At 63.5% G+C, this 22,746-nt stretch carries 18 protein-coding genes; 13 read left to right on the top strand and 5 right to left on the bottom strand.

Annotated features, from left to right (window positions below; all coding sequences use genetic code 11):
* Nucleotides 1-8 precede the first annotated feature (8 nt).
* Nucleotides 9-1,253 (bottom strand): MFS transporter, encoded by a 1,245-nt coding sequence (locus tag PQR67_RS25645; protein WP_408465381.1) that lies wholly within the window; start codon nucleotides 1,251-1,253, stop codon nucleotides 9-11.
* A 127-nt stretch (nucleotides 1,254-1,380) separates the two neighbouring features.
* On the bottom strand, nucleotides 1,381-2,442 hold the full coding sequence (locus PQR67_RS25650; RefSeq protein WP_408465383.1) for a porin: 1,062 nt from the start codon (nucleotides 2,440-2,442) through the stop codon (nucleotides 1,381-1,383).
* 354 nt (nucleotides 2,443-2,796) lie between these two features.
* On the opposite strand from PQR67_RS25650, the gene PQR67_RS25655 reads away from it, so the two are divergent.
* The gene (locus PQR67_RS25655) at nucleotides 2,797-3,936 is read left to right on the top strand and encodes a response regulator transcription factor (RefSeq protein WP_408465385.1); all 1,140 of its coding nucleotides are present in this window, start codon (nucleotides 2,797-2,799) and stop codon (nucleotides 3,934-3,936) included.
* Between the two features lie 9 nt (nucleotides 3,937-3,945).
* Here PQR67_RS25655 and hpaR read toward each other — a convergent pair whose 3' ends face one another.
* Entirely contained in the window at nucleotides 3,946-4,353 is a 408-nt protein-coding gene (gene hpaR / locus PQR67_RS25660) for a homoprotocatechuate degradation operon regulator HpaR (protein ID WP_169488206.1), read from the bottom strand.
* 179 nt (nucleotides 4,354-4,532) lie between these two features.
* On the opposite strand from hpaR, the gene PQR67_RS25665 reads away from it, so the two are divergent.
* The 7 genes from PQR67_RS25665 (at nucleotide 4,533) to hpaI (ending at nucleotide 10,559) form a co-directional block, all read left to right on the top strand.
* Entirely contained in the window at nucleotides 4,533-5,306 is a 774-nt protein-coding gene (locus PQR67_RS25665; RefSeq protein ID WP_408465387.1) for a fumarylacetoacetate hydrolase family protein, read from the top strand.
* A complete protein-coding gene (locus tag PQR67_RS25670) occupies nucleotides 5,303-6,061 on the top strand; it encodes a fumarylacetoacetate hydrolase family protein (protein WP_408465389.1) in 759 nt (252 codons plus the stop codon). Before PQR67_RS25665 ends, PQR67_RS25670 begins: the two co-directional genes overlap by 4 nt.
* A 30-nt stretch (nucleotides 6,062-6,091) precedes the next feature.
* On the top strand, nucleotides 6,092-7,549 hold the full coding sequence (gene hpaE / locus PQR67_RS25675) for a 5-carboxymethyl-2-hydroxymuconate semialdehyde dehydrogenase (protein WP_408465391.1): 1,458 nt from the start codon (nucleotides 6,092-6,094) through the stop codon (nucleotides 7,547-7,549).
* 61 nt (nucleotides 7,550-7,610) lie between these two features.
* Entirely contained in the window at nucleotides 7,611-8,474 is an 864-nt protein-coding gene (gene hpaD / locus PQR67_RS25680; RefSeq protein WP_408465393.1) for a 3,4-dihydroxyphenylacetate 2,3-dioxygenase, read from the top strand.
* A gap of 21 nt (nucleotides 8,475-8,495) precedes the next feature.
* Nucleotides 8,496-8,906, top strand: a complete 411-nt coding sequence (locus tag PQR67_RS25685) for a 5-carboxymethyl-2-hydroxymuconate Delta-isomerase (RefSeq protein WP_408465395.1) — start codon at nucleotides 8,496-8,498, stop codon at nucleotides 8,904-8,906.
* A 36-nt stretch (nucleotides 8,907-8,942) separates the two neighbouring features.
* Nucleotides 8,943-9,746: a 2-oxo-hept-4-ene-1,7-dioate hydratase gene (gene hpaH / locus PQR67_RS25690; protein WP_408465397.1), complete on the top strand. Its 804-nt coding sequence runs from the start codon at nucleotides 8,943-8,945 to the stop codon at nucleotides 9,744-9,746.
* Between the two features lie 9 nt (nucleotides 9,747-9,755).
* Nucleotides 9,756-10,559, top strand: a complete 804-nt coding sequence (gene hpaI, locus PQR67_RS25695; protein WP_408465399.1) for a 4-hydroxy-2-oxoheptanedioate aldolase — start codon at nucleotides 9,756-9,758, stop codon at nucleotides 10,557-10,559.
* A gap of 829 nt (nucleotides 10,560-11,388) precedes the next feature.
* Here the strand turns inward: hpaI and PQR67_RS25700 are convergent.
* The gene (locus PQR67_RS25700; protein ID WP_408465401.1) at nucleotides 11,389-13,725 is read right to left on the bottom strand and encodes an EAL domain-containing protein; all 2,337 of its coding nucleotides are present in this window, start codon (nucleotides 13,723-13,725) and stop codon (nucleotides 11,389-11,391) included.
* Between the two features lie 110 nt (nucleotides 13,726-13,835).
* Entirely contained in the window at nucleotides 13,836-14,981 is a 1,146-nt protein-coding gene (locus tag PQR67_RS25705; RefSeq protein ID WP_408465403.1) for a GGDEF domain-containing protein, read from the bottom strand.
* Nucleotides 14,982-15,455: 474 nt separating this feature from the next.
* Between PQR67_RS25705 and bcsD the strand changes: the two genes are divergently transcribed.
* The 5 genes from bcsD (at nucleotide 15,456) to bcsB (ending at nucleotide 22,732) form a co-directional block, all read left to right on the top strand.
* Nucleotides 15,456-15,911, top strand: coding sequence for a cellulose biosynthesis protein BcsD (bcsD, locus tag PQR67_RS25710; protein ID WP_408465405.1), 456 nt, complete (start codon nucleotides 15,456-15,458; stop codon nucleotides 15,909-15,911).
* A gap of 202 nt (nucleotides 15,912-16,113) precedes the next feature.
* On the top strand, nucleotides 16,114-17,166 hold the full coding sequence (gene bcsP / locus PQR67_RS25715; RefSeq protein ID WP_408465407.1) for a cellulose biosynthesis protein BcsP: 1,053 nt from the start codon (nucleotides 16,114-16,116) through the stop codon (nucleotides 17,164-17,166).
* Entirely contained in the window at nucleotides 17,163-17,951 is a 789-nt protein-coding gene (gene bcsQ / locus PQR67_RS25720; RefSeq protein WP_408465409.1) for a cellulose biosynthesis protein BcsQ, read from the top strand. The genes bcsP and bcsQ overlap by 4 nt, the downstream gene beginning before the upstream one ends.
* The gene (gene bcsA, locus PQR67_RS25725) at nucleotides 17,948-20,152 is read left to right on the top strand and encodes a UDP-forming cellulose synthase catalytic subunit (protein WP_408465411.1); all 2,205 of its coding nucleotides are present in this window, start codon (nucleotides 17,948-17,950) and stop codon (nucleotides 20,150-20,152) included. The genes bcsQ and bcsA overlap by 4 nt, the downstream gene beginning before the upstream one ends.
* A 3-nt stretch (nucleotides 20,153-20,155) precedes the next feature.
* Nucleotides 20,156-22,732 carry a cellulose biosynthesis cyclic di-GMP-binding regulatory protein BcsB gene (gene bcsB, locus PQR67_RS25730; protein WP_408465413.1) on the top strand — a complete coding sequence of 859 codons (2,577 nt, stop codon included), beginning with the start codon at nucleotides 20,156-20,158 and terminating at the stop codon, nucleotides 22,730-22,732.
* Nucleotides 22,733-22,746 lie beyond the last annotated feature (14 nt).

Genomic DNA, 22,746 nt, shown 5'->3' on the forward strand with positions numbered 1-22,746 from the left:
CAGCACGATCATTGATGCGCACCCGGCACTTCACGCCCACTCCGCTCGACACGGAGCAGACACACGAAAGACAACGCGCAGATCACCGCCGCGCCCTGAAACAAGGTATTGAGTCCCGCGCCGGCGTCGAGGAGAAAGCCGGCGATCAGCGGACCGACCGCGAGCCCCGCGCCGATCACGAAGTTCAGCGTGGCGATCAAACGACCGGACGTATCGGTTTTTGCGGCTGCGGCGAGGATGAACGGCAACACGAAGGTCCACGCGAATTTGAAGGCGAAGATCGCGGCGGCGTAGCCCGTCGAACCCGGATGCGCCGACAGACCGAGCAAGGCCGCGACGAGAATCGCGTAACCCGTCAGCAGCATCGCGGCGCGCGCGATCCGGTTGCCGATGAACGACGCGCACGCCGCGCCGACGATTCCCATCACGCTCGCGATTGCCAGCAATTCGCCGGTATGACCGGCGTCGAGTCCCGCGAACGATGCCGCCTTGCTCGCGAACGTCCAGACACCGCCGATCGCCACATAGAACGTGAGCACACCGCCAATCACCAGCGTCGCCAGAAACCACCTGCTGCTTCCGCTGCGGGTGCCGTCGGTGCCGGGCACAGCCTGTTGCGCCGGCTTCCTGCTGGCGCCGCCCAACGCCGGATCGAAGCCGCGCGTGAGCGGCGACGCGATCAGCGCAAGCACGGCCAGCGTGACATACAGCGCGCGCAGACCGAACGCGTCGAACAGATGCGGCAGCACGACAAGACCGAGCGCACCGGCCACCAACTGGCCGACCACCCACAAGCCATACACGCGGTCGCGATTGCCGCTCGTCGCCGCGCTCGTCATGCACAGCACCATCAGCGTGCCGCCGCCAAGCGCGGTCAGCGCACGCAGTACCAGCAACGCGACGAAACCCGGCATCAGCACCGCGGTGGCGAGATTGCCGATGCAAAACACCGCCGTGGCGATCGCCGCGACACGGCGTGCGTCGGCGCGACCGAGCCACAAGAGCGACGGCAAGGTCGCGCAACTGAACGCACCGAGTTCGACGAAGAAATACGTGCCGATCTGCGAGGCGCTCAAGCCGAGCTGTCCGCCGAGTTGCGCCGCCACCGCCGGCGCAACCAGTAGCAACAACGGTGTGATGGCGGCGAATACCACCAGCGACAGCAGCGTGGAGCTCGCGAATTCGCGCGGCGCGGCCGTGAGCGTCGCGGACCCGGCGGCCGTGGAAAATGAGGATGTCGAAGAAGTTTTCATGGGGCTCATGAGGTAACGGTTGCGGTTGCAACGAAGGCCGATACATCGATACATCGATACGCGGCCTGGGAGAGGCGAATCCAGGCCAGTGTTGCCGGCCCTGCAGCGCCACGCCGGCGGCGGGCAATCAGAACGTGTGATACATGCCGAGCATCGCGCCGAACTGCGAGGCACCGTTGAGCGGCGTTGCGTCGTATTCATAGACCGGCTGCGAGCTTTGACTGCTGTTGCGCGAGTAGCCGAGATTCACATACGCCACCGTGCGCTTTGACAATGCATAGGTGCTGCTCGCGATGAACAGCGTCGGATGACCGACGCTCGGCGTGCTCGACCAGGTCTGATAGACGCCGCCCGCAAGGCCGACGAAATTGTCGAGCTGGTAGCGCGCCCCACCCCACGCCACGGTTTTCGAGGGCGCGAGCGATCCGGTTTGCCGTTCGGCGCCGCCGTACAACGAAAGCGTGGCGATGTCCCAATGCGCGGCCAATGTGCCGATGGTCTGCTGCAGTCCCGAGGTATCGCCGTCCGCTGACGCCGTGCCTTGCGCGCGATGCAGCGCCGCGCTGATGCCGTAGCCATTGCCGCCGTATTGCGCACCGATTTCCAGCACCCGGCCCGAACGCGAATTGCCTGCCACCCCACCGGTTGCCGCCAGGGCTTCGGCGCTGAAGCCGCCGTAATCGGCACTCTTGAATTTCACCGAGTTGTCGATGAAGTTGGCCGACAGCGGCACCAGCACGCCCTGCCCGCTATACGCCGCATACAGCAGCGGGTCGTAGAAAACCGTGCGATCGAACAGCACGCTGAACTGCCGCCCGAGCGTGACGGTGCCGAATTTGCCGGTCAATCCGACGTAAGCACCGCGAAAAAAGGCATAACCCGGCACCGTGGCCGTACCGTCGTTCACGTTGAGACCCTGCTCGAGGCGGAAGATCGCCTGCAGACCGCCGCCCAGATCTTCCGTACCCGTCAGACCGATTTGCGAGGGCAACACCCCGTAGTTCTGCAAGTTGACCGCGCTGTGCTGGCCGTCCGCGTTCGTGCGGTACTGAATGCCGGCATCGATCAAACCGTACAGCGTGACACTCGATTGCGCGTGCGCGGTCGAGGCGCACAAGCCAGCCGCCGCGCTCAGTATCGCCAACGTCTTTCGTCGGCCGCCGCGCTGCCGTGATTCGTTTCGTTTCATCGCGAAGCTCCAAACCGTCTGATGTTTTTGTAATGTGTCCGCCGCGGCGGGCTGCATCCCTGATCGAGTGCAACGGCAGTGTCCGTAGCGGCAATTGCGCTGACTAGACGTCCAGATGAACGGTATGGAAAACCCGCACGCGATTGCGCGGAGCGCCGGTGCGATTGACATGGGCGGCCGGATTGATCCGCCTCACGAGTTGACGCGGCGCGGCATCCACGGTCCGGGGCCGTTCAAATGAGGGGGTGTAGCGCCATTTCGATCACTGCGTTTTTCAAAAAAAGCGCCACGTATAATCGGTCGGCACACCGCGCGAGCGGCCCGAGCGCCATATCGACAGCCGAAGGACACAGCGTGACAGTCACCGCAGACACCAGGCGGGTTATCGATCAGTGGGGTGAAATGCCGCCTGCCATTGCGCTCGACGACTACGCGGGCGCACCGCTCGAACAGCGCAGCGCCGACTTCGAAGGCACGCTCTCCGGCAATGGCACCGCGACGCGCGGCCTGAGCCTGTTCCTGCTCGACCTCTATGCACTCGCCAACCGCACCGGCATCGGCGAATTCGAGCACGGCTTCTTTCGCCTGCTCTCGCAGCATTTACCCTTCGACGCCGGCTGGACCGGCGTGACCACGCACACGGCCAATGGTCCGGTGATGCATAACAGCTTCGTCTATGGCCTGCCGGGCGAGTTCTTTACCGACTGGCAGCGCGTGCGCGACTGCGATCCGCTCGCGCTCGGTTCGATGAACCGTTACGGCCGCGCGCTGGCGGTGTCGATCGTGGCGCCCGGCATCGATCAGCGTTTTCGCAACTGGGCGATCAAGTACGGGCTCGCGCAACTGATGGTGGTGTCGGCGCTCGATCATCGCTTCGGGCTCGCGACGTTCCTCTCGGTGTATCGCCGCGCGCTCGACAAACCGTTCTCCGCGGCGGATGCGCAAACGCTGGAGGACGTGATTCCGCATCTGAGCGCGGCGCTCACGATCAACCGTTCGTTTCAATTGACACGCGAGCGCGGCGAGGGCGTCTCGACGCCGGCACGCGCGATCTGCGATGGTTTTGGTGCGGTGCATCAGGCGGATAAAGCGTTCGAGACCATTCTGCGCGGCGAGTGGCCGGGCTACCAGAATCAGCATCTGCCGGCGCCGCTGATCGCGCATCTGCATGCGGGCACGGGCCAGCCGTATGTCGGCGAAACGGTGACAGTGAGCTGTTCGCCGGTAGTCGGCCTGTTTCAACTGGAAGCGCGCCAACGCTCGCCACTCGACCGTTTGAGTCCACGCGAACTGAGTGCGATCAAGCTGTACGGCGACGGTCTCTCACACAAGGAAGTCGCGCAGCGCATGGCGATTTCGCCCACCACCGTGCGCCACTATCTGCGCTGCGCCTACAAGAAGCTTGGCATGCACGACAAAAGCCAGATTCCGTGGCTGCTCGGGCTCAGGAAGAACGCTGCCGCCAATGGCCCGGCGCCCGATCAGGGCGCCTGAGCAACGGCTTCACTCGTCCTCTTCTTCGAGGCCGGCCAGCAGATCGTCGACCGCGCGATAGACGCGCTCGACGATTTCCGGCCCTACTTTGCGCTCCAGCTCGCGATAGTGCGCTTCGAGATCCTTCGAGATCACGCGCACCAGGTCCACGCTCGTATCGGTGAGCGAAACCAGCACGCGGCGCTGGTCTTCCGCGAAACGCTCCTTCGTCACCAGCTCCATGCTCTCCATGCGCGCGAGCACGCCGGCCATGCTCGGGCTCGAAATCGTGCAGATGTCGGAGATGTGGCGCGGCTCCATCGGGCCGTGCTCATTGAGTGCGCGAATCACGCGCCACTGCTGTTCGGTCAGCCCGTGCGCGGTAATCAGGGGGCGGAAACGCTCCATCATTTTTTCTCTGGCGCGCAGCAACAACATCGGCAGGTTGCGATGCAAAACTCGGATAGAAGCAGAAGCGGACATGGCGGAAGATAGTTAAAAGCAGCCGTCGAAACTTAAGGGAAAACCCGCAATCAGCCGACAGGCTATTGACCGTGGATGATATCAAGCGCAATACTACTAACATGTTAGTGTTTTCTCCGAGAGACAACCGAGTTATGTTTGCACTTGCCGATCACCTGCTGCATCCCGAAGGCGACGCGCTGCCGCGCGACGTGGATGCGCAAACCGCTGCCGCGCTGCTTGCGCGCGGCGTGGCCTGTCGCGCCCCCGTTTCCGGCGCCGTGTATGGAACCTTGCTGAACGACCGCGCCGCCCTGGAAGCCCTGGGCGACGCGGTGCATGCCGCTCCGTACAAAGCCCCGCCGAAAGCGCCCATTCTCTATCTGAAGCCGCGCAATACGCTCGCCGGTCATCGCGCGCGTGTTGTCGTGCCTGACGATGCATTGGGCGTGGAAGTCGGCGCTTCGCTGGGTATCGTGATCGGCCGCACCGCAACGCGCGTCGGCGCGAGCGAGGCGTTCGACTACATCGCCGGCTACACGCTGGTCGCCGATCTGAGCGTGCCGCACGCGAGCGTGTACCGTCCCTCGGTACGGTTCCGGGCCCGGGATGGCTTCTGCGTGATCGGACCGGCGGTGGTGGCCGCTCGCCACGTTGCCGCGCCTGACGATCTGACCATCAAGGTTTCGCTTGGCGGACGCGAAGTCTTTACCGCCAGCACCGCGTCGTCGGTACGCAACGTGGCGCAGTTGATTGCGGATGTAACCGATTTCATGACACTCAACGCCGGCGACGTCATCACGCTCGGCGTCCCCCATGGATCGCCCGTGGCCCATATCGGCGACACGGCCACGCTGTCGATTGGCGGATTGCCGCCGCTCGAAGTGTCGTTTGTCGGTGCGAAAGAACACGCTGGAGAACAACCATGATGCGCGGCCGCGTTGCCTATGCAGGCGCGATTCACGAAGCCTACCCGGACGCCCAGGGCGTACGCCTCGCCGACGGCCGTGTGCGTAGTGAGGATGAAGTGGTGTGGCTCGCACCGATCGAGGTCGGCACGATCTTCGCGCTCGGCCTGAACTACGCCGAACATGCAAAGGAATTGCAGTTCAACAAGCAGGAAGAGCCCTTGGTCTTTCTCAAGGGACCCGGCACGGCGATCGGTCATCGCGGCTTCACGCGCCGCCCCGCCGACGTCACCTTCATGCACTACGAGTGCGAGCTGGCGGTCGTGATCGGCCAGACCGCGCAGAACGTCAAGCGTGAAAACGCCATGCAGCACGTGGCCGGCTACATGATCGCCAACGACTACGCGATCCGCGACTACCTGGAAAACTACTACCGTCCCAACCTGCGCGTGAAGAATCGCGACGGCGGCACGGTGCTCGGCCCCTGGTTCGTCGATGCCGCCGACGTCAAAGACGTCACGCAACTCGAATTGCGTACCTTCGTGAACGGCACGCGGCAGCAACACGGCAACACGCGCGATCTCGTCACCGATATCCCGGCGTTGATCGAATACCTGAGCAGCTTCATGACGCTCGCACCCGGTGACGTGATTCTGACCGGCACGCCGGAAGGCATCGTCAACGTCAATGCGGGCGACGAAGTGGTCTGTGAAATCGACGGCCTTGGCCGTCTCGTCAATACGATTGCATCGGACGCGGACTTCGGCCGCGCCTGATCGGCACAGTGAAAGAGAAAGGACAAGGCAATGCGAATCGAACATCTGATCAACGGTAAATCGAGCGCCGCGAAAGACTACTTCGAAACCGTCAATCCGGCGACGCAAGAGGTGCTTGCCGAAGTGGCGCGCGGCGGTGCGGAAGAAGTGGATGCCGCGGTACGCGCGGCTAAAGAAGCGTTTCCCGCATGGGCCGGCAAGCCCGCGGCGGAGCGCGCAAAAGCCATTCGCAAGCTCGGCGAGCTGATCGCGAAGAACGTGCCGGAGATCTCCGAAACCGAGACCCGGGACACCGGCCAGACGATCTCGCAGACGCGCAAGCAACTCGTGCCGCGCGCCGCCGACAACTTCAGCTATTTCGCGGAGATGTGCACGCGCGTCGACGGCCATACGTATCCCACCGATACGCACCTGAACTACACGCTGTTCCACCCGGTCGGCGTCTGCGCGCTGATCTCGCCGTGGAACGTACCGTTCATGACGGCGACGTGGAAAGTGGCACCCTGTCTCGCGTTCGGCAATACCGCGGTGTTGAAGATGAGCGAACTGTCGCCGCTGACCGCCTCGATGCTCGGCAATCTCGCGCTCGAAGCCGGTATTCCCGCCGGCGTGCTGAACGTCGTGCACGGCTTCGGCAAGGACACCGGCGAACCGCTGGTGGCGCACCCGGATGTGCATGCGGTGTCGTTCACCGGTTCCACGGCAACCGGCAACCGTATCGTGCAAACCGCCGGTCTGAAGAAGTTTTCGATGGAACTGGGCGGCAAATCGCCGTTCGTGATTTTCGACGACGCTGATTTCGAACGCGCGCTCGACGCCGCCGTGTTCATGATCTTCTCGAACAACGGCGAGCGCTGCACGGCCGGTTCGCGCATTCTGGTGCAACGCTCGATTTACGCGCGCTTTGCCGAGCGTTTCATCGAACGTGCAAAACGCCTGACCGTGGGCGATCCGCTGGCCGATAGCACGATCGTCGGCCCGATGATCAGCCAGGGGCATCTGGCCAAGGTGCGCGGCTACATCGAGTTGGGTCCGAAGGAAGGCGCCACGCTGGCATGCGGCGGACTCGATGCGCCCGACTTGCCGGAAGCCATGCGCAAAGGCAACTTCGTGCAGCCGACAGTATTCGTCGACGTCGACAATCGCATGCGGATCGCCCAGGAAGAGATCTTCGGCCCGGTTGCCTGCCTGATTCCGTTCGACGACGAAGCCGATGCGATCAAACTCGCCAACGATATCTCCTACGGCCTGTCGAGCTACATCTGGACCGAGAGCACCGGTCGCGCCTTGCGCGTCGCCGCGGCAGTCCAGGCCGGCATGTGTTTCGTCAACAGTCAGAACGTGCGCGATCTGCGCCAGCCGTTCGGCGGCACCAAGGCATCGGGTGTGGGCCGTGAAGGCGGCACATGGAGTTACGAGGTGTTCCTCGAACCGAAGAACGTGTGTGTATCGCTCGGCTCGCATCATATTCCGCACTGGGGCGCCTGACACGCGCCGCAATGGCGCGCGAGGCCAGCGGGTCTCGCGCCACACAGAAGAGGAGATCGCGATGGGCAAACTCGCGTTGGCAGCAAAAATCACTCACGTCCCGTCGTTGTATCTGTCCGAGCTTGACGGTCCGCACAAAGGCTGCCGTCAGCCCGCGATCGACGGCCATCATGAAATCGGCCGGCGCTGCCGCGAATTGGGCGTGGATACGATCGTCGTATTCGACGTGCACTGGCTCGTGAACAGCGAATACCACATCAATTGCGCGCCGAAATTCGAGGGCGTCTATACGAGTAACGAACTGCCGCACTTCATCAAGAACATGCCGTACGCGTATCCCGGCAATGTCGGGCTCGGCAATCTGATTGCGGAAGTCGCCAATGAAATGGGCGTCAAAAGCCGCGCGCACAGCGAGACCACGCTCGAACTCGAGTACGGCACGCTGGTGCCGATGCGCTATATGAACGGCGACCAGCACTTCAAGACCGTGTCGGTATCCGGCTGGTGCATGTGGCACGAACTGGAAACCAGCGCGCGCTTCGGCCTTGCCGTGCGCAAGGCCATCGAGGAACGTTACGACGGCACCGTGGCAATTCTGGCGAGCGGCTCGTTGAGCCATCACTTCGCCAACAATGGCACCGCCGAGCAGTTCATGCACAAGGTGTGGAGTCCGTTTCTCGAACAGATGGACCGCAGGGTGGTCGAGTTGTGGGAAGCCGGCGACTGGAAGACCTTCTGCGAGATGCTGCCGCTCTACAACGAGAAATGCTGGGGCGAAGGCGGCATGCACGACACCGCGATGCTGCTTGGCGCGCTCGGCTGGGATCGTTATGAGGGCAAGGTGGAAGTCGTCACGCCGTATTTCGGCAGCTCGGGCACCGGTCAGATCAATGCGATCTTCCCCGTGACGCCCCTCCCCGCTTAAGTCCTGAGAAAGGAGCCTGCCGTGCCGCATTTGACACTCGAATACAGCGCCAATCTTGCTGATGAAAACAGCATCGGGCGACTGTGTGCATCGCTCGCTCAATGCCTCGACGCACAACGCGAGAACGAACAACGCATTTATCCGCTTGGCGGCATCCGCGTGCGCGCCTTGCGCTGCGAGCAGTACCGCATTGCCGATGGCCGGGCCGACGCCGCCTTCCTGCACGCGAGCCTGAAGATCGGCGCAGGCCGTTCGGACGCCGCCAAACAGGCGACCGGCGACGCACTGTTTGACGTGATCAAGCAGCACTTCGCCGCCGAGTTTGAAAAGCACGGCCTGGCGCTGTCATTGGAAATCAGTGAATTCAGCGAATCCGGCACGTGGAAACACAACAATTTGCACGCGCGGCTTAAGGCGAACGCCCCGACCTGATCCCCGGGCCAGGCAGGCGCAACCAGAGAATCCATCATGCTAGACGAACAGACTATTCGCGATCTTGCGTTGCAACTCGACAACGCCGAGAAAACCCGTACCCAGTTGCGCCACTTCTCGGCCAAGTATCCCGGGATGACCGTCCAGGACGGATACGCGATTCAGCGCGAGTGGGTGAAGCTCAAACTCGCTGAAGGGCACGTGATCAAGGGCCGCAAGATCGGCCTCACCTCGCGCGCGATGCAGCGTTCGTCGCAGATCGACGAACCCGACTACGCGCCGCTGCTCGACAGCATGTTCATTGAAGGCGGCCAGGACATCCGCGCTGACCGCTTCATTGCGCCGCGCGTGGAAGTCGAACTGGCCTTCGTGCTGAGCAAGCCCCTGAAGGGCCCGGGTGTCACGCTATTCGATGTCCTCGACGCCACCGCCTACGTGACGCCGGCTGTCGAGATTATCGATGCGCGCATCGAGCAATTCGACCGCGAGACGAAAGCGCCGCGCAAGGTCTACGACACCATCTCCGACTTCGCGGCGAATGCAGGCATCGTGTTGGGCGGACGTCCGGTGCGCCCGATGGAGATTGACCTTCGTTGGGTTGGCGCCTTGCTTTATAAGAACGGCGCGGTGGAAGAAAGCGGGCTCGCCGCGGCGGTGCTGAACCACCCTGCCACTGGCGTTGCATGGCTCGCGAACAAGATCGCGCCTTACGATGAAGTTCTGAACGCGAACGACGTGATTCTGAGCGGCTCATTCACGAGCCCGATTCCCGCGCGTGCGGGCGACACGTTCCACGTCGACTATGGTCCGCTGGGCGGTATCGGTTTGAATTTCATTTGAGTGGGCGACATGTCACTACCGCAAAACACATTCAAGCGTGCGCTGGCTGAGGGCAAACCGCAATTCGGTTTATGGGCGGCGCTGGCCGACGCATACGTCACCGAGTTGCTGGCCACTGCCGGGTTCGACTGGTTATTGATCGACAACGAGCATGCACCGAACGACGTACGGAGCACGCTGGCGCAATTGCAGGCCGTGGCTGCGTATGCATCGCATCCGGTGGTGCGTCCGGTTCGAAGCGATAGCGCGTTGATCAAGCAATTGCTCGACATCGGCGCACAGACGTTGTTGCTGCCGATGATCGACACGGCGGAACAGGCTGCGGATGCTGTCGCGGCGACGCGTTATCCGCCGCAGGGCATTCGTGGCGTGGGGAGCGCGTTGGCGCGGGCATCGCGGTGGAACCGGATACCGGATTATCTGAACACCGCGGCTGATGAGTTGTGTGTGCTGGTGCAGGTGGAAACCGTGCAGGGGCTGGAGAACCTTTCGGCGATTGCGGCGGTGGAGGGGGTTGACGGTGTGTTTTTTGGTCCTGCGGATTTGAGTGCATCGATGGGGTTGCTGGGCAAGCCTGGGGACGCGAGAGTGCGGGAGGCGATTTGCAGCGGTATCAGGACGGTGCGGGACGCGGGTAAGGCGGCGGGCGTGCTGGCGCCCGATGCGGGGATTGCCGCCGAGTATCTGGCGGCGGGGGCGACTTTCGTTGCCGTGGGGACGGATACTGGGTTGTTGAGTCGGGCGGCGGCTGATCTGGCCGCCTCGTATAAGAAGATTGCCGTGATGGCGGCGCCCGTGAAGGGCGGGTATTAGGTTTGGGGGCACCTCACGGTGGGGGGTGGCCTGCGCGGCGCTTTTTGTTTGTGCGCCTGCGGTGTTGGCCTTTCCTTGATTTCTTATCGGTCTGTTTTGTTTGTGCGCCCGCTGTGTTGGCCTTTCCTTGATTTCTTATCGGTCTGTTTTGTCTGTGTTCCTATGGTGTTGGCCTTTCCTTGCTTTGTGTTCCTATGGTGTTGGCCTTTCCTTGCTTTGTTATCGGCCTATTAGCGTTCCCCCTGTGCGGGGGGGCACCTACTTTTCTTTGCCTGCCGCAAAGAAAAGTAGGCAAAAGAAAGCGGCTCACACCGCTAACTCTTAAGCGGGTCCCCCGCGCAGCCACGGTAGTGGTGCATCTGGAATCCGTGTTCCCACACACTCCGCGTTAGTGACAAGGCGCTCATCCGCTCCCACTCCGCACTACGTGCGTCGCGGATGGGTCTGCCAGGGAAACCAGGGGCTTCGGCGTGATGGGTGTTTTTACGAAGGACCGTTCGGCGCGCGCAGCGCCGCCGGAAGAATGAGTGCCTTGTCACTGACGCCGAATGTGCGAGAGCACAGATTCCAGATGCACCACTACCCCCTCCAAGCTAGGGGACCCGCTTAAGAATTAGCGGTGTGAGCCGCTTTCTTTTGCCTACTTTTCTTTGCGGCAGGCAAAGAAAAGTGGGTGCCCCCCCGCACAGGGGGAACGCTAATAGACCGCTAAGAAATCAAGGAAAGGCCAAAGAAGCGAGCCAAGGAAAGGCCAAAACCAGAAATCAAGAGAAGGCCAACGCCACAGGCATACAACCAGGCGCCGCCCAGGCAAAAAACCAACCAACCCTTAATCCCCCGCCGGCCAAGGCAACCCCACCATCGACCAATCCAGCTCCACCCCAACAACAGACCGCCCAGCAGCAAACTGCACAGCAAGCGTCACCGCAACACAAGGCCGGCCGCTGGCCAAAGAAAGATAAGGATTACTAGCCACCGCCACTCCCGGCAACAAAACCGCATTACGAAAATACGGCCGATGATCCCACCTGGCATCCTGCGGATTTGCCACCGGATGCAGCGAAGCCCCTTCGCTACTCCACGCCGGTCCCCGCAACTCAGACCCGATCTGCCGCCCGGAATCATCGAGAATAAAGCAGCTGATACAACGCTCAAACGTCGCCAGCGAGGCAAACGCGTCCCGCATCACAACACCCGCCCGCAATGCATCGGCTGCCAGCCTCAACCCAACCCGATACGGCTCGACCTCCGATTCGAACAACGCATACTGATGCGCCCGCCCCTGGGCAATCACATTGAAAGCGTCGTCGATCCGCCGATGTACCGACTCCGGCGGCGCAATCTCCGCCGCCGGCCGGCCAAGCAGATACCCCTGCGCGAAATCCACATTCGACTCGACAGCCAGGATCAATTCCTCCGTCGTCTCCACGCCCTCGACCACAACCAGCATCCCCGCCTGATGCAGCAGCGAAACGAGCTTCGGCAAAATCGGCTGCTCGGTGCCGTGACTGGTCGCACGAATCAACTCGCCGTCAAGCTTTACAATATCCGGCCGGATCCGCAGCAGCCGGTCGAGGTTCGATTGACCCGCGCCGAAATCGTCGACGGCGATCAGGAAACCATGCTCGCGGTACAAAGCCGCCGCGCACGACATGTCGTCGACGCTGCCGCCGTGGGACTCGAGAATCTCGAGAATCACACGCCCCGGCTCGAACCCCACGGCTCGCACGATCGTGGCGAGCTGATCGGCATAACCTTCGGCAATGAACGTGGCCGGCAAAATGTTGAGAAACAGCCATGCGTCGCCAGGCAGCGACGTGCGCGCATTGGCCAGATGCACGGCATGGCTCACGCGGTCGAGCGCGCCTTCGTCGCTGGACGGCTTCGGCGCGAACAGAACAACGGGCGGCACCAGCGTGCCGTCGTCCTGCTCGCCACGCAGCAAAGCCTCGAACCCCACCTGCTTCTGATGCGACAAGCTGTAAAGCGGCTGAAAGTGCGAAGTCAGGTAATACTCGTCCCAGCGATGCCGTAGCACGGCCACGTCGCCCTCCTCGCGCGCCGCATCGGCCAGCATCACGTCCAGCGCCTCGAGCGGCAGCGCGCGTTCGGCGCACACGCGGTTTCTGCCCGAATGCTTGGCACGCAGCAAGGCTTCATCCGCGCGGTCGAGCAGCACCATGATGCTTTCGCCGCTCCGGTGTTCGGCCACGCCGAAGCTCGCGCTCAGATTGCCGTCCGGCCGCTCGATCGCGGTAATCGCGCCGCGCAGCCGCTCGGCCAGCGTCAGTGCGCCGGCCAGGCCGTCGCGCAGCAGCACCGCGAACTCCTCGCCGCCAATCCGGCTCACGCTGTCCTCCGCACTGGTCTCCTCCATCAGCACCTGGGCAACCTGGTACAGCGCATGGTCGCCGAGGGCGTGGCCGAAGCGGTCGTTCAGCGATTTGAAATTGTCGATGTCGAGAAAAATCGCGCTGACCCGCGCATCCGGCGTCAGGGTTTCGAGGCGGCGTTCGGCCTGCTTCACAAACGCGCGGCGGTTTTGCAGGCCAGTCAGCGGATCGGTCGCGGCGAGCTGCGCGAGTTGACTCTCAAGTAGAAAGTGGTTGCGCCGGAATCGATAGAACCCGAAGTGAAACACAATGGATGTCGGCATGCCGATCCCCACGATCCACATCCACACGACGACGTCGGCGTCATGCGGGCGCGGCCCGCCAAACAGCAACGCAAATGCCGCCCCATAGAAAAGCGCACTGCCAATGAAAAAATGCAGCGGCGTGAGCCATAGCGGCGCCGCGCAGATCGGGATCACCACCATGGCCGGCAGGATCCACAACAACGGCTGCTCGACCCCGGCGACGTTCAGCGCAAGACCGGCCACCAGCACCAGCGAGTACGCCACACCGATTGCGCCGAACATCCACGTCGAACCGGCGCGTGGAATCGCCATCACCAGCAGCGCAAGCACCAGCGCGCAGGCGAGCCGGTAGGGAAGCGGCGTCGCCGGACCGGCCACCATGTTGCGCGCCCCCACGAGACACAGGAACGCGACGACGGTAAACGCCATCGTCACGGTCGAAAGCGGACGCTGGTGCTCCAGCGACCGTCGATGAAAACGATCGCGCAAACCGGAATCAGGCAGTGGCTTCGTTGAGGTAGAAAGCATATTGATAGTTATCAGGCTGGCTCCGGTCACTCGGCCAATGTATAACGGCAATCATCTGATAAATATTTATGCCCTGTGCGCAAATAGAATTGCGCCCCGCCCCGTAAGGGCTACGCGGCCATCACGCGATCGCGTCCCGAGGCCTTGGCGGCATACAACGCGCCGTCGGCACGCGCCATCAACTGGGCAAGCGATTCGTCGCGCCGATACTGATCCACCCCGACGCTGAAGGTATATGTCAGTCCGCGCGGCAACTCCCCCGGCGCGGCCGACGCGAGCCGCCCCCGCAGACGATCCATCGATCGCACCGCGTCGGCGCAGGCGGTTGCCGGGCACAGCACGCCGAACTCCTCGCCGCCCAGCCGCCCGAACACGTCGCCGCTGCGCAGGTTGGCGCTGACAAACGCCGCGAAATGGCGCAACACCTGGTCGCCGGCGGCGTGGCCGTAGCGGTCGTTGACCGCTTTAAACGAATCGATATCGATGATGGCCATCGCCAGCGGCGAACCGGTGCGCTGCGACGCCTCCAGCAGTGAGTCACCGATCGCGAGAAAGGCACGGCGTGATAACGCGCCGGTCAGATCGTCGATATTGGCGAGCCGCTCGAGCCGTTCAGCAAGGCGATCGTGCGCCAGCATCACGACCCCGATCGAAAGACACGGCGGCGCGAGGATACCCAGTGCGAGAAAGACGACATTGCCGGGCGTCACCTGCAGCAAGCTGGACTGCAGCAATACGCCGAAGCTGTACATGACACCGCGCGAGAGATGCCCCGCGCATAAGAGCACCGACGTGATCGCGAGAAAATAGTAGCAGTAGCGTGGCCGGTTCGAGGGTCGGTGGCGCACCATCATGAAAGCGAGCATGGCGTAGAGGGCCGCGTGATACGCCGACACCAGGGTCACGCGCGCGTTGAAATCGGGCGCGGCAAAGGTCCAGTAAGTCAAGCCGATCAACACGGCAAACGCACCGGCATAGGCTACCCACGGCCGCGTGCGGCGCCCCAGAAAACGGTAACCGCCTTCAACCACCAGCAAGAGCGAGATAGCCAGCAGTTCGTTGGCCGCCACGACAGTCAGCCAGCGCGACGCATGTCCTTGCAACACCAGGGCAAGAAGCGCCACGATCGCGACCGCACTGGCCGAGATCCAGTAGCCGACACCGGGTATCGCCGCGCGCCACAGTGAGCCGAGCACGGCCATCGCCATGGTGCTCGACAAAACCGTGACAACCAGAATAGTGAGTGGATTGAGCATTATTGTCTTGAGTCGGGCGGCATCGTCATGGCGCGCCACGTTCGTGCTGCCTGTGCTACTTCCCCGTTGTTTGCACGGCAAGGCCGCGCAAGTTCGTAAGCTTACCGGCCCTGATGAAAGTTGAGGTCACAACGACGCCGTTGCGCCGCATGAATCTGCAGGAACGCCCCATGAAGGCAAGTGCGAGGCAGGAAAGCACGAAAGGAAATTGGGGCTGAAAAAATGACGTAAGTATTACTTGAATGTCAAATATTCGAGGCAATCGTTTGCTTGTATAACTCTGACGAATGTAAAGTGGCTAAAAGTTAATGTCTTAAGTAGACTCCTGCGAAGTGTGGCGGGCAGCATGGACAGTCCGGTAAAAGTAACCTCGAACGCGTGCAACGCGCGGCTTTCCGTAACACGTTCACTTGCGTTCAACCGTCGGCGCCCGTTTTTATACACGGCTGAAGCAACGGCCATTTCCCGGAAAATATGGTCCCAATTCTCGATTACCTGCTTGAACGTCAGATCTCGCCACAATGGCGCGGCATGCTGAGCGCATTGGCAACAGAGTTCGAAGCGCAAATCGGCCGCGATGAACTGCGCCAACTGATGTACCGCGTCGGCTGCCGGTTTGCCGCGGCGCATCAATTACCCGCTTGCGGGTCGACGGCGGAACTCGCTCAGGCGTTGAATCTGCGCTGGCAAGACATGGATTGGGGCTACGTCGAGTTGTCCGACGAAGCCGAATCATTGCGCATCGTGCACTACTGCGCCCCGCTGCAGGCATTCGGCAACACGGCGCTCGCGTGGACTCCGGCCTTTCTCGAAGGCGTCTATCAGACCTGGTTGAGCGCATTGGGCGCGCAGGGTCTGTCGGTCGCACAAACGAGCGCGTACGGCACGGACACCGCGATCGAGTTTCGACTGGGTCGGCATCCTGTCTGAGGAAACCCGCTGAACGAAGCGCGAGATTGAACCATCAGGCATGAGCCGGACATGACCGGCTCGCGGCCGGTAGAGTCTTCAGGCATCAGGCAGTGAGGAACGCGCGAGACCGGTGCGCGTGAAGTGGCGACGCCGGCATGCCGGCGTCGCGAGCAAGGGTGTGGATCGGGGTAAGGCAGATCATGAAAAACACGGTGGCACTATGAGTTCGTCGAGCGACATCGAGAAACTATTCGATCATTTTGGGGGCGACGCCAGTGCGTACCAGGAAATCGGCCGTGAGAACGAAGCGCGTTCGGCGCGCACGCGTTGGCCGCTGCTGGTCACGCTGGACCTGACGCAGCCCACGATTCCCGCGATCGTGCAACGCCGCGAGGCGGCTGGCCCGACGGCGGCGCAAGAAGCGGCCCAGAAGGCGGCCGAGGAAGCGGTGGCGGCTGCCGATCGCCAGGACGGTGTGCCCAAAGACGCCGCCTCGGTCACGCGGGCAAAGGCGCCGCTGTTTACGCGCTCGCATCGGCGTGACATTCCGCCGGTCGTCATCGCTGCCGCCAAGTCCGCGGCGCCGCGTGGCGCTTCGCGTTTCGGCGCACCCGAAACGAACGACGACACCGCGGCACAAACCGCCGCCGAACCTTCCGCACAAGCAACACCGGCCACGGCCCAGATCGACGCGACGACGCCACTGGTCACGCAGGCCACGTCCACCGCCGCCCTGCCACGCGTACCGCCGGTTGCCAGTGCTCCGGCTCCCACAGCAGCGATGCCGCCCGCAAGTATTGCGCCGCTAGCCCCGTTCCGCACGACGGCGATGCATGTCACGCAACCGATGACAGGCATGCCACCCAACGCGATGGCGCCACGCGCCGGGATCCCCGCCGTCACACCGCGAGCCGCCGCGCCCGCGCCGGCCCCAGCCCCCGCACCGACATGGGCGCAAACCCGGGTTCCTGCCGCGGATTGGACACCAACGCCCGCCCAGGCGCACGCCCCAATGCCGGCGCCTGCCCACCCGATCGCGCCCACGGCACCCAAACCGCCCGCCTCGATCCTCGGCAAACTGTTCGCCGCGCAACCCGCACCCGCGCCGCCGCAACCCGCCGCCCATCCGAGCGAATCCGCTCCGCTGCACTCGGTCTTCGACCGTCTGCGCGGCACCCCCGCTCAAACGGCCGCCGCGCCGGCGGACGCCCCGCGCGCCGTCACGCCCGCCCCCTCCAATTCGTGGCTGGTCAACGGCCCTCGTCGCTCATGAAAGTCATTGCGGTCGTGTCCGCCAAAGGCGGGGTGGGCAAAACCACCCTCGCCGCCAATCTCGCCTCCGTGCTGGCCGCCGGCGGCCGGCGCGTGATTGCACTCGACCTCGATCCGCAGAACGCACTGCGTCTGCATTTCGGTGTACCGCTCGACAGCATCGACGGTTTGTCGCGCGCCACCTTGACGGGCGATCCGTGGCAAACGGTGATGTTCGACGGCGTGGACGGCGTCACCGTGCTGCCCTATGGCGCACTGATCGAAGACGACCGCCGCCGCTTCGAAGCCTATATCGACCAGGACCCGAACTGGCTCGCGCAGTCGCTGCAAACGCTGCGGCTCGACGCGTCCGATATCGTCGTCATCGATACGCCGCCAGGTTCGTCCGCGTACGTACGCAATGCGTTGTGCGCGGCCACCTTCGCGCTGAACGTAGTGCTCGCCGACGCGGCTTCGTACGCGGCCATTCCGCTAATGGAACGGCTGATCGAAGCCTACGCGACGCCCCGTCCGGAGTTCGGCGGGGAGGGCTACGTGGTCAACCAGATCGACCAGTCGCGCCAGTTGACCAAAGACGTCCTCAAGGTCCTGCGCCAGATGCTCGGCGACAAGCTCTTCCCGGGCGTGATCCATCTGGACGAAGGCGTGAGTGAAGCGCTCGCGTGCGACACCACGTTGATTCACTACGATCCACACAGCCAGGCGGCCGCGGATTTTCGCTCGTGCGGCAACTGGCTGATGACGGCGGTCGACGCGATCGCTGTCTCGCCGGGGAACGTCGCATGAGTACGCCTTCTTCGCACGGCCTCGAGGGGGCCGAGCCGTCGCGGCTCGAACGCTTCGCCGACGCACGGTTCTGGAACAGCCGGATCGTGACGGGTCTGGTCACGCTGTTCGCGCTGGTGATGCTCTACTTCGTGTTCACGGTGCCGCTCGCGTTCTACGAGCAATTGACCTTCGCGACCTGCTGCTTCATCACCGCGCTGTGGTTCCGCCGCATGCCCGGCCGTTACGCGACGATGGTGATGATCATGCTCTCGGTGGTCACCTCGGGCCGCTATATGTACTGGCGGCTCACGTCGACAACTTACTGGGAACATCCGCTCGACGCCGCCTGGGGCCTGTTGCTGGTCTCGGCCGAAGTCTATTCGACCATCGTGCTGATGCTCGGCTACTTTCAGACCGCATGGCCGCTCAAGCGCACGCCGATGCCGCTGCCCGCTTCGCGCGACCAGTGGCCGAGCGTCGACGTGTTCATCCCGACCTACAACGAGCCGCTCTCGGTGGTGAAGCCGACCATCTACGCCGCGCTCGCGCTCGACTACCCGGCCGAGAAAATCGCGATTCATGTGCTCGACGACGGCCGCCGTCCCGAGTTCAAGGCGTTCTGCGAGGAGGTCGGCGTCAACTGGACCATCCGCACCCACAACCGCCACGCGAAGGCCGGCAACATCAATGAAGCCCTGAAGATCACCCAGGGCGAATACCTCGCGATCTTCGACTGCGATCACATTCCGACCCGCTCGTTCCTGCAGATCGGCCTCGGCTGGTTCCTGCGCGACAAGCTGCTGTCGATGCTGCAAACGCCGCACCACTTCTTCTCCGCCGATCCGTTCGAACGCAATCTCGGCACCTTCCGCAAGGTGCCGAACGAAGGCGAACTGTTTTACGGCCTCGTGCAGGACGGCAACGATCTGTGGAACGCCACCTTCTTCTGCGGCTCATGCGCATTGCTGCGCCGGAGCATGGTCGAAGAGATCGGCGGCATCGCGGTCGAAACGGTCACCGAAGACGCGCACACCGCGTTGAAGCTGCACCGTCTCGGCTACACCACCGCGTATCTGGCGATCCCGCAGGCGGCGGGGCTTGCCACCGAAAGTCTGTCTGGCCACATCGGTCAGCGGATTCGCTGGGCGCGCGGCATGACGCAGATTTTCCGGATCGACAATCCGCTGACCGGCAAGGGGCTGAAAATCGGCCAGCGGCTCTGTTACCTGAACGCGATGATGCACTTCTTCTACGGCATCCCGCGTCTGGTGTTCCTGACCGCGCCGCTGTCGTACCTGTTCTTCGGCGCGCATGTGATCGAGGCCGCCGCCAGCACGATCGCGATCTACGCCCTGCCGCACATGATGCACGCGAGCATCACCAACTCGCGGATGCAGCGCTCGTTCCGCCATTCGTTCTGGGCCGAAGTGTACGAATCGGTACTGGCGTCGTATATCACCGCGCCAACGCTGCTCGCGCTGATCAACCCGAAGCTCGGCAAATTCAACGTGACGGCCAAGGGCGGCCAGATCGAGAAGAACTACTTCGACTGGGCGATCTCGCGGCCGTATCTGTTCCTGCTGTTGCTGAACCTGATCGGCTTCGTGGTCGGCATCGTGCATATCTATCTGAACTGGCACATCCGCAGCGTGGTGAACACGACCATCCTGAATCTGGGCTGGACCACCTACAACATGCTGATTCTCGGCGCGAGCGTGGCCGCGGCGAGCGAGCGCCGGCAGATTCGCGCCGTGCACCGCGTGGCGATGCAAATGCCCGTGATGCTGAAGTTCTCGACCGGCCGTACGCTCGCCTGCGAAACCATCGACTACTCGGAAGGCGGCGTCGGCGTGGCGCTGCCCGCGAAAATCGAAGTGCCGGTGCACGAACAGGTGACCGTGTCGCTGTTTCGCGGCGACGAGGAATACGCCTTCCCCGCCACCGTCGGATTTACGGAGCCGGGCCGCGTGGGCCTGCGCTTCTCGGCGCTGACGCGCGAGCAGGAATACGAGTTCGTCAAGACCACCTTCGCGCGTGCCGACGCATGGACCGGCTGGGCTGAAGGACGTCAGCAGGACACGCCGCTACGCGGTCTGTCGCATGTGCTGAGCGTCGGCGCACGCGGCATCTGGGGTCTTTTCGAGCATCTTTATGCCGACCTTCGAAGCTCGATGAAAAGCCGTCCGGTGGACGTCAAAAAGCTAAAAACCAAAGACTGATCTATGGGCAACAGGATGGCGAAGTCAAACGTCGAACGCTCGCATCACGAGCGCGGTGGGATGGGAGCGCAGGCGCGTCTGTCTGGACGCTCCCGCACGCAACGATTGACGCGCGGGCTGGCCTGCTGGCTCGCGTTGCAAACCGCATTGGCGGCGCCGCTGGCTTCGGCGGCTGAGATGGTCGCGGCGGCTGCGGGGACCATGAGCGGCAGCGCGAGCGCGTCGCAAGCGGGCCTGACGGCAGCGGCCCAAGGCCAGGCACCAGCTGCGCGCGTCGCCACCGGCGTCGGCAGCGTGCCCGCGCCGAGCCCGGCCGTCGCCTACGATCCGAACGCGATCGCTCAAGCACAGTTGGCCACGCCCACGCCGGCGCTCGCTGCGTCGTCGGTGAAAGCCTTGGGTATCAGAACGCCCACCACGGCCGAACCGGGCACGCTGGTGCCGGGCGGCCGCCGTCAAACGCTCACGTTCGCCGACCTCGGCGCGCGCGATCCGCTGCAATTGCGCGGCACGGACGGCCAGAACGGCGTCGCCTTCTCGGTACGCGGCGACGAAGTGGTGACCGGCGCGGTCCTGCATCTGGTCTACAGCTACTCACCCGCGCTGCTCGCGAATATTTCCCAGTTGAAAGTGCTGGTGAACGGCGAAGTCGCCGCGACGCTGCCGGTGCCGCGCGAACAGGCCGGCATGCTGGTGGCGCGTGACGTCTCGATCGATCCGCGCTTCATCACCGAATTCAACCACCTGAACGTGCAGTTGATCGGTCACTACACGACGAGTTGCGAGGACCCGGCGAACTCGTCGCTATGGGCCACCGTCAGCAATGCCAGCTCGCTCGATCTGACCTATGCGTCGCTCGCCAGCAAGCCGGATCTCGCGGCGTTGCCGCAGCCGTTCTTCGACCGCCGCGACGTGCGCCGCCTCGAACTGCCGTTCGTGTTCCCGCAAAAACCCGGCGCCGGCACGCTCGAAGCGGGCGGCATCGTCGCCTCATGGTTTGGCGCGCTCGCCGGCTATCGCGGCGCGGTATTTCCGGCGCAACTGGATAACGCGCCGCTGTCGGGCAACGCGGTGGTCTTCGCCACCGACGACCAGCGTCCGGCGGGTGTAACGATTCCGGCGATTTCCGGCCCGACCATCGCCGTGGTGGACCGCGAAGCGCCGGCGCGCGGCAAGCTGCTGCTCGTGCTCGGCCGTACCGAAGCCGAACTGAAAACCGCGGCCAGAGCACTCGGCATCGGCCAGAACACGCTGACCGGCCCGAGCGCGACGATCACGCGCCTGAACGAACTCGCGCCGCGTGCGCCGTACGACGCGCCGAACTGGTTGCCCACCAATCGCCCCGTGCGTTTCGGCGAACTCGCCGACCCGCGCGACCTGACCGTGTCCGGCTACGACGCCGACGCCGTGCGCGTGAATCTGCGCGTACCGCCCGATCTGTTCATGTGGCACACCAAGGGCGCGCCGATCGATCTGCGCTACCGCTACACGGTGCGTCCGCTGCGCGACCGGTCATCGCTGAACATCAGCGTCAATGATGGCTTCGTGCAGTCCCTGCCGATTCCGGCCGAGTCGGCCTCCATCTTCGAGCTGAGCCATTATTTCGCGCGCGTGTTGCCGGACAGGACCGCCGAAGCGCGCCGCACGGTCTACGTCGCGCCGCTGCTGCTGACGCCGCGTGCGCAAGTGCGTCTGCATTTCTACTACGACATTCCCAACACCGGTGAATGTCACGGCCGCCTGCTGGAAAACGTGGTCGGCTCAATCGATCCGAACTCGACCATCGATCTGTCGTCGTTCCCGCATTACATGGCGCTGCCCGATCTGGCGGCGTTCGCCAACAGCGGCTTCCCGTTCACGCGCATGGCCGATCTTTCCGAGACCGCGGTGATCCTGCCGGACGAGGCCGATTCGAGCGACTACAGCCTGTACCTGCTGACCATGGGCCGCATGGGAGCCTCGACGGGCTACCCGGTGAACGGCGTCACCGTCGGCACGGCAGACGACGTCGACAAGTACGCCAGCAAGGACCTGCTGATTTTCGGCGCGCCGGGCAAGCAACCGCTGCTGCAGCGCTGGGCCAAATCGATGCCGTTCTCCAGCGACGGCGATTCGCGCACCTTCTCGCTGTCAGACGTGGTCTTCAAGCTCGAGGACTGGTGGCATGGCGAGCGTGGTGTCGAACGCTCGCCGGCGCGCGCCGACCTCACGCTCGTGAGTTCGAACGGCGATGCCCTCCTGACCGGTTTCGAATCGCCGCTGCAGAAGAACCGCAGCGCCGTCGCGCTGGTGAGCGCAGCCGGCCAGTCGGACGCCGATCTGTCCGCCGCCCTGCTCGACGCCGACGTGCTGCCGGAGATTCAAGGCGCGATGGCCGTGATCCACGGCCGCACCGTCACCATCACGTCGAACGGCGAAGCGTACTATGTCGGCCGCTTGTCGCCGCAAGAGTATCTGCGTTGGGCGCTGTCGTCGCATCCGCTGTTGCTGGTGCTAAGCGGCGTGCTCGCCGCGCTGATCATCGCGGGCCTGTTCTACCGGACGCTGCGTTCGATCGCCGCGCGCCGGCTGAAAGACTGAGAGGACCGACAGGA

It is taken from the genome of Paraburkholderia fungorum, assembly GCF_046026025.1.
GTDB classification, from domain to species: Bacteria; Pseudomonadota; Gammaproteobacteria; order Burkholderiales; family Burkholderiaceae; genus Paraburkholderia; species Paraburkholderia fungorum_E.

What these genes read in the sequence shown, in the direction of transcription:
- hpaI (WP_408465399.1), top strand. Translation starts at nt 9,756, where the DNA reads ATGTCACTACCGCAAAACACATTCAAGCGTGCGCTGGCTGAGGGCAAA.
- bcsD (WP_408465405.1), top strand. Translation starts at nt 15,456, where the DNA reads ATGGTCCCAATTCTCGATTACCTGCTTGAACGTCAGATCTCGCCACAA.
- hpaE (WP_408465391.1), top strand. Translation starts at nt 6,092, where the DNA reads ATGCGAATCGAACATCTGATCAACGGTAAATCGAGCGCCGCGAAAGAC.
- PQR67_RS25650 (WP_408465383.1), bottom strand. Translation starts at nt 2,442, where the DNA reads ATGAAACGAAACGAATCACGGCAGCGCGGCGGCCGACGAAAGACGTTG.
- PQR67_RS25705 (WP_408465403.1), bottom strand. Translation starts at nt 14,981, where the DNA reads ATGCTCAATCCACTCACTATTCTGGTTGTCACGGTTTTGTCGAGCACC.
- bcsA (WP_408465411.1), top strand. Translation starts at nt 17,948, where the DNA reads ATGAGTACGCCTTCTTCGCACGGCCTCGAGGGGGCCGAGCCGTCGCGG.
- hpaD (WP_408465393.1), top strand. Translation starts at nt 7,611, where the DNA reads ATGGGCAAACTCGCGTTGGCAGCAAAAATCACTCACGTCCCGTCGTTG.
- hpaR (WP_169488206.1), bottom strand. Translation starts at nt 4,353, where the DNA reads ATGTTGTTGCTGCGCGCCAGAGAAAAAATGATGGAGCGTTTCCGCCCC.
- PQR67_RS25700 (WP_408465401.1), bottom strand. Translation starts at nt 13,725, where the DNA reads ATGCTTTCTACCTCAACGAAGCCACTGCCTGATTCCGGTTTGCGCGAT.
- bcsP (WP_408465407.1), top strand. Translation starts at nt 16,114, where the DNA reads ATGAGTTCGTCGAGCGACATCGAGAAACTATTCGATCATTTTGGGGGC.
- hpaH (WP_408465397.1), top strand. Translation starts at nt 8,943, where the DNA reads ATGCTAGACGAACAGACTATTCGCGATCTTGCGTTGCAACTCGACAAC.
- bcsB (WP_408465413.1), top strand. Translation starts at nt 20,156, where the DNA reads ATGGGCAACAGGATGGCGAAGTCAAACGTCGAACGCTCGCATCACGAG.
- PQR67_RS25665 (WP_408465387.1), top strand. Translation starts at nt 4,533, where the DNA reads ATGTTTGCACTTGCCGATCACCTGCTGCATCCCGAAGGCGACGCGCTG.
- PQR67_RS25670 (WP_408465389.1), top strand. Translation starts at nt 5,303, where the DNA reads ATGATGCGCGGCCGCGTTGCCTATGCAGGCGCGATTCACGAAGCCTAC.
- PQR67_RS25645 (WP_408465381.1), bottom strand. Translation starts at nt 1,253, where the DNA reads ATGAAAACTTCTTCGACATCCTCATTTTCCACGGCCGCCGGGTCCGCG.
- bcsQ (WP_408465409.1), top strand. Translation starts at nt 17,163, where the DNA reads ATGAAAGTCATTGCGGTCGTGTCCGCCAAAGGCGGGGTGGGCAAAACC.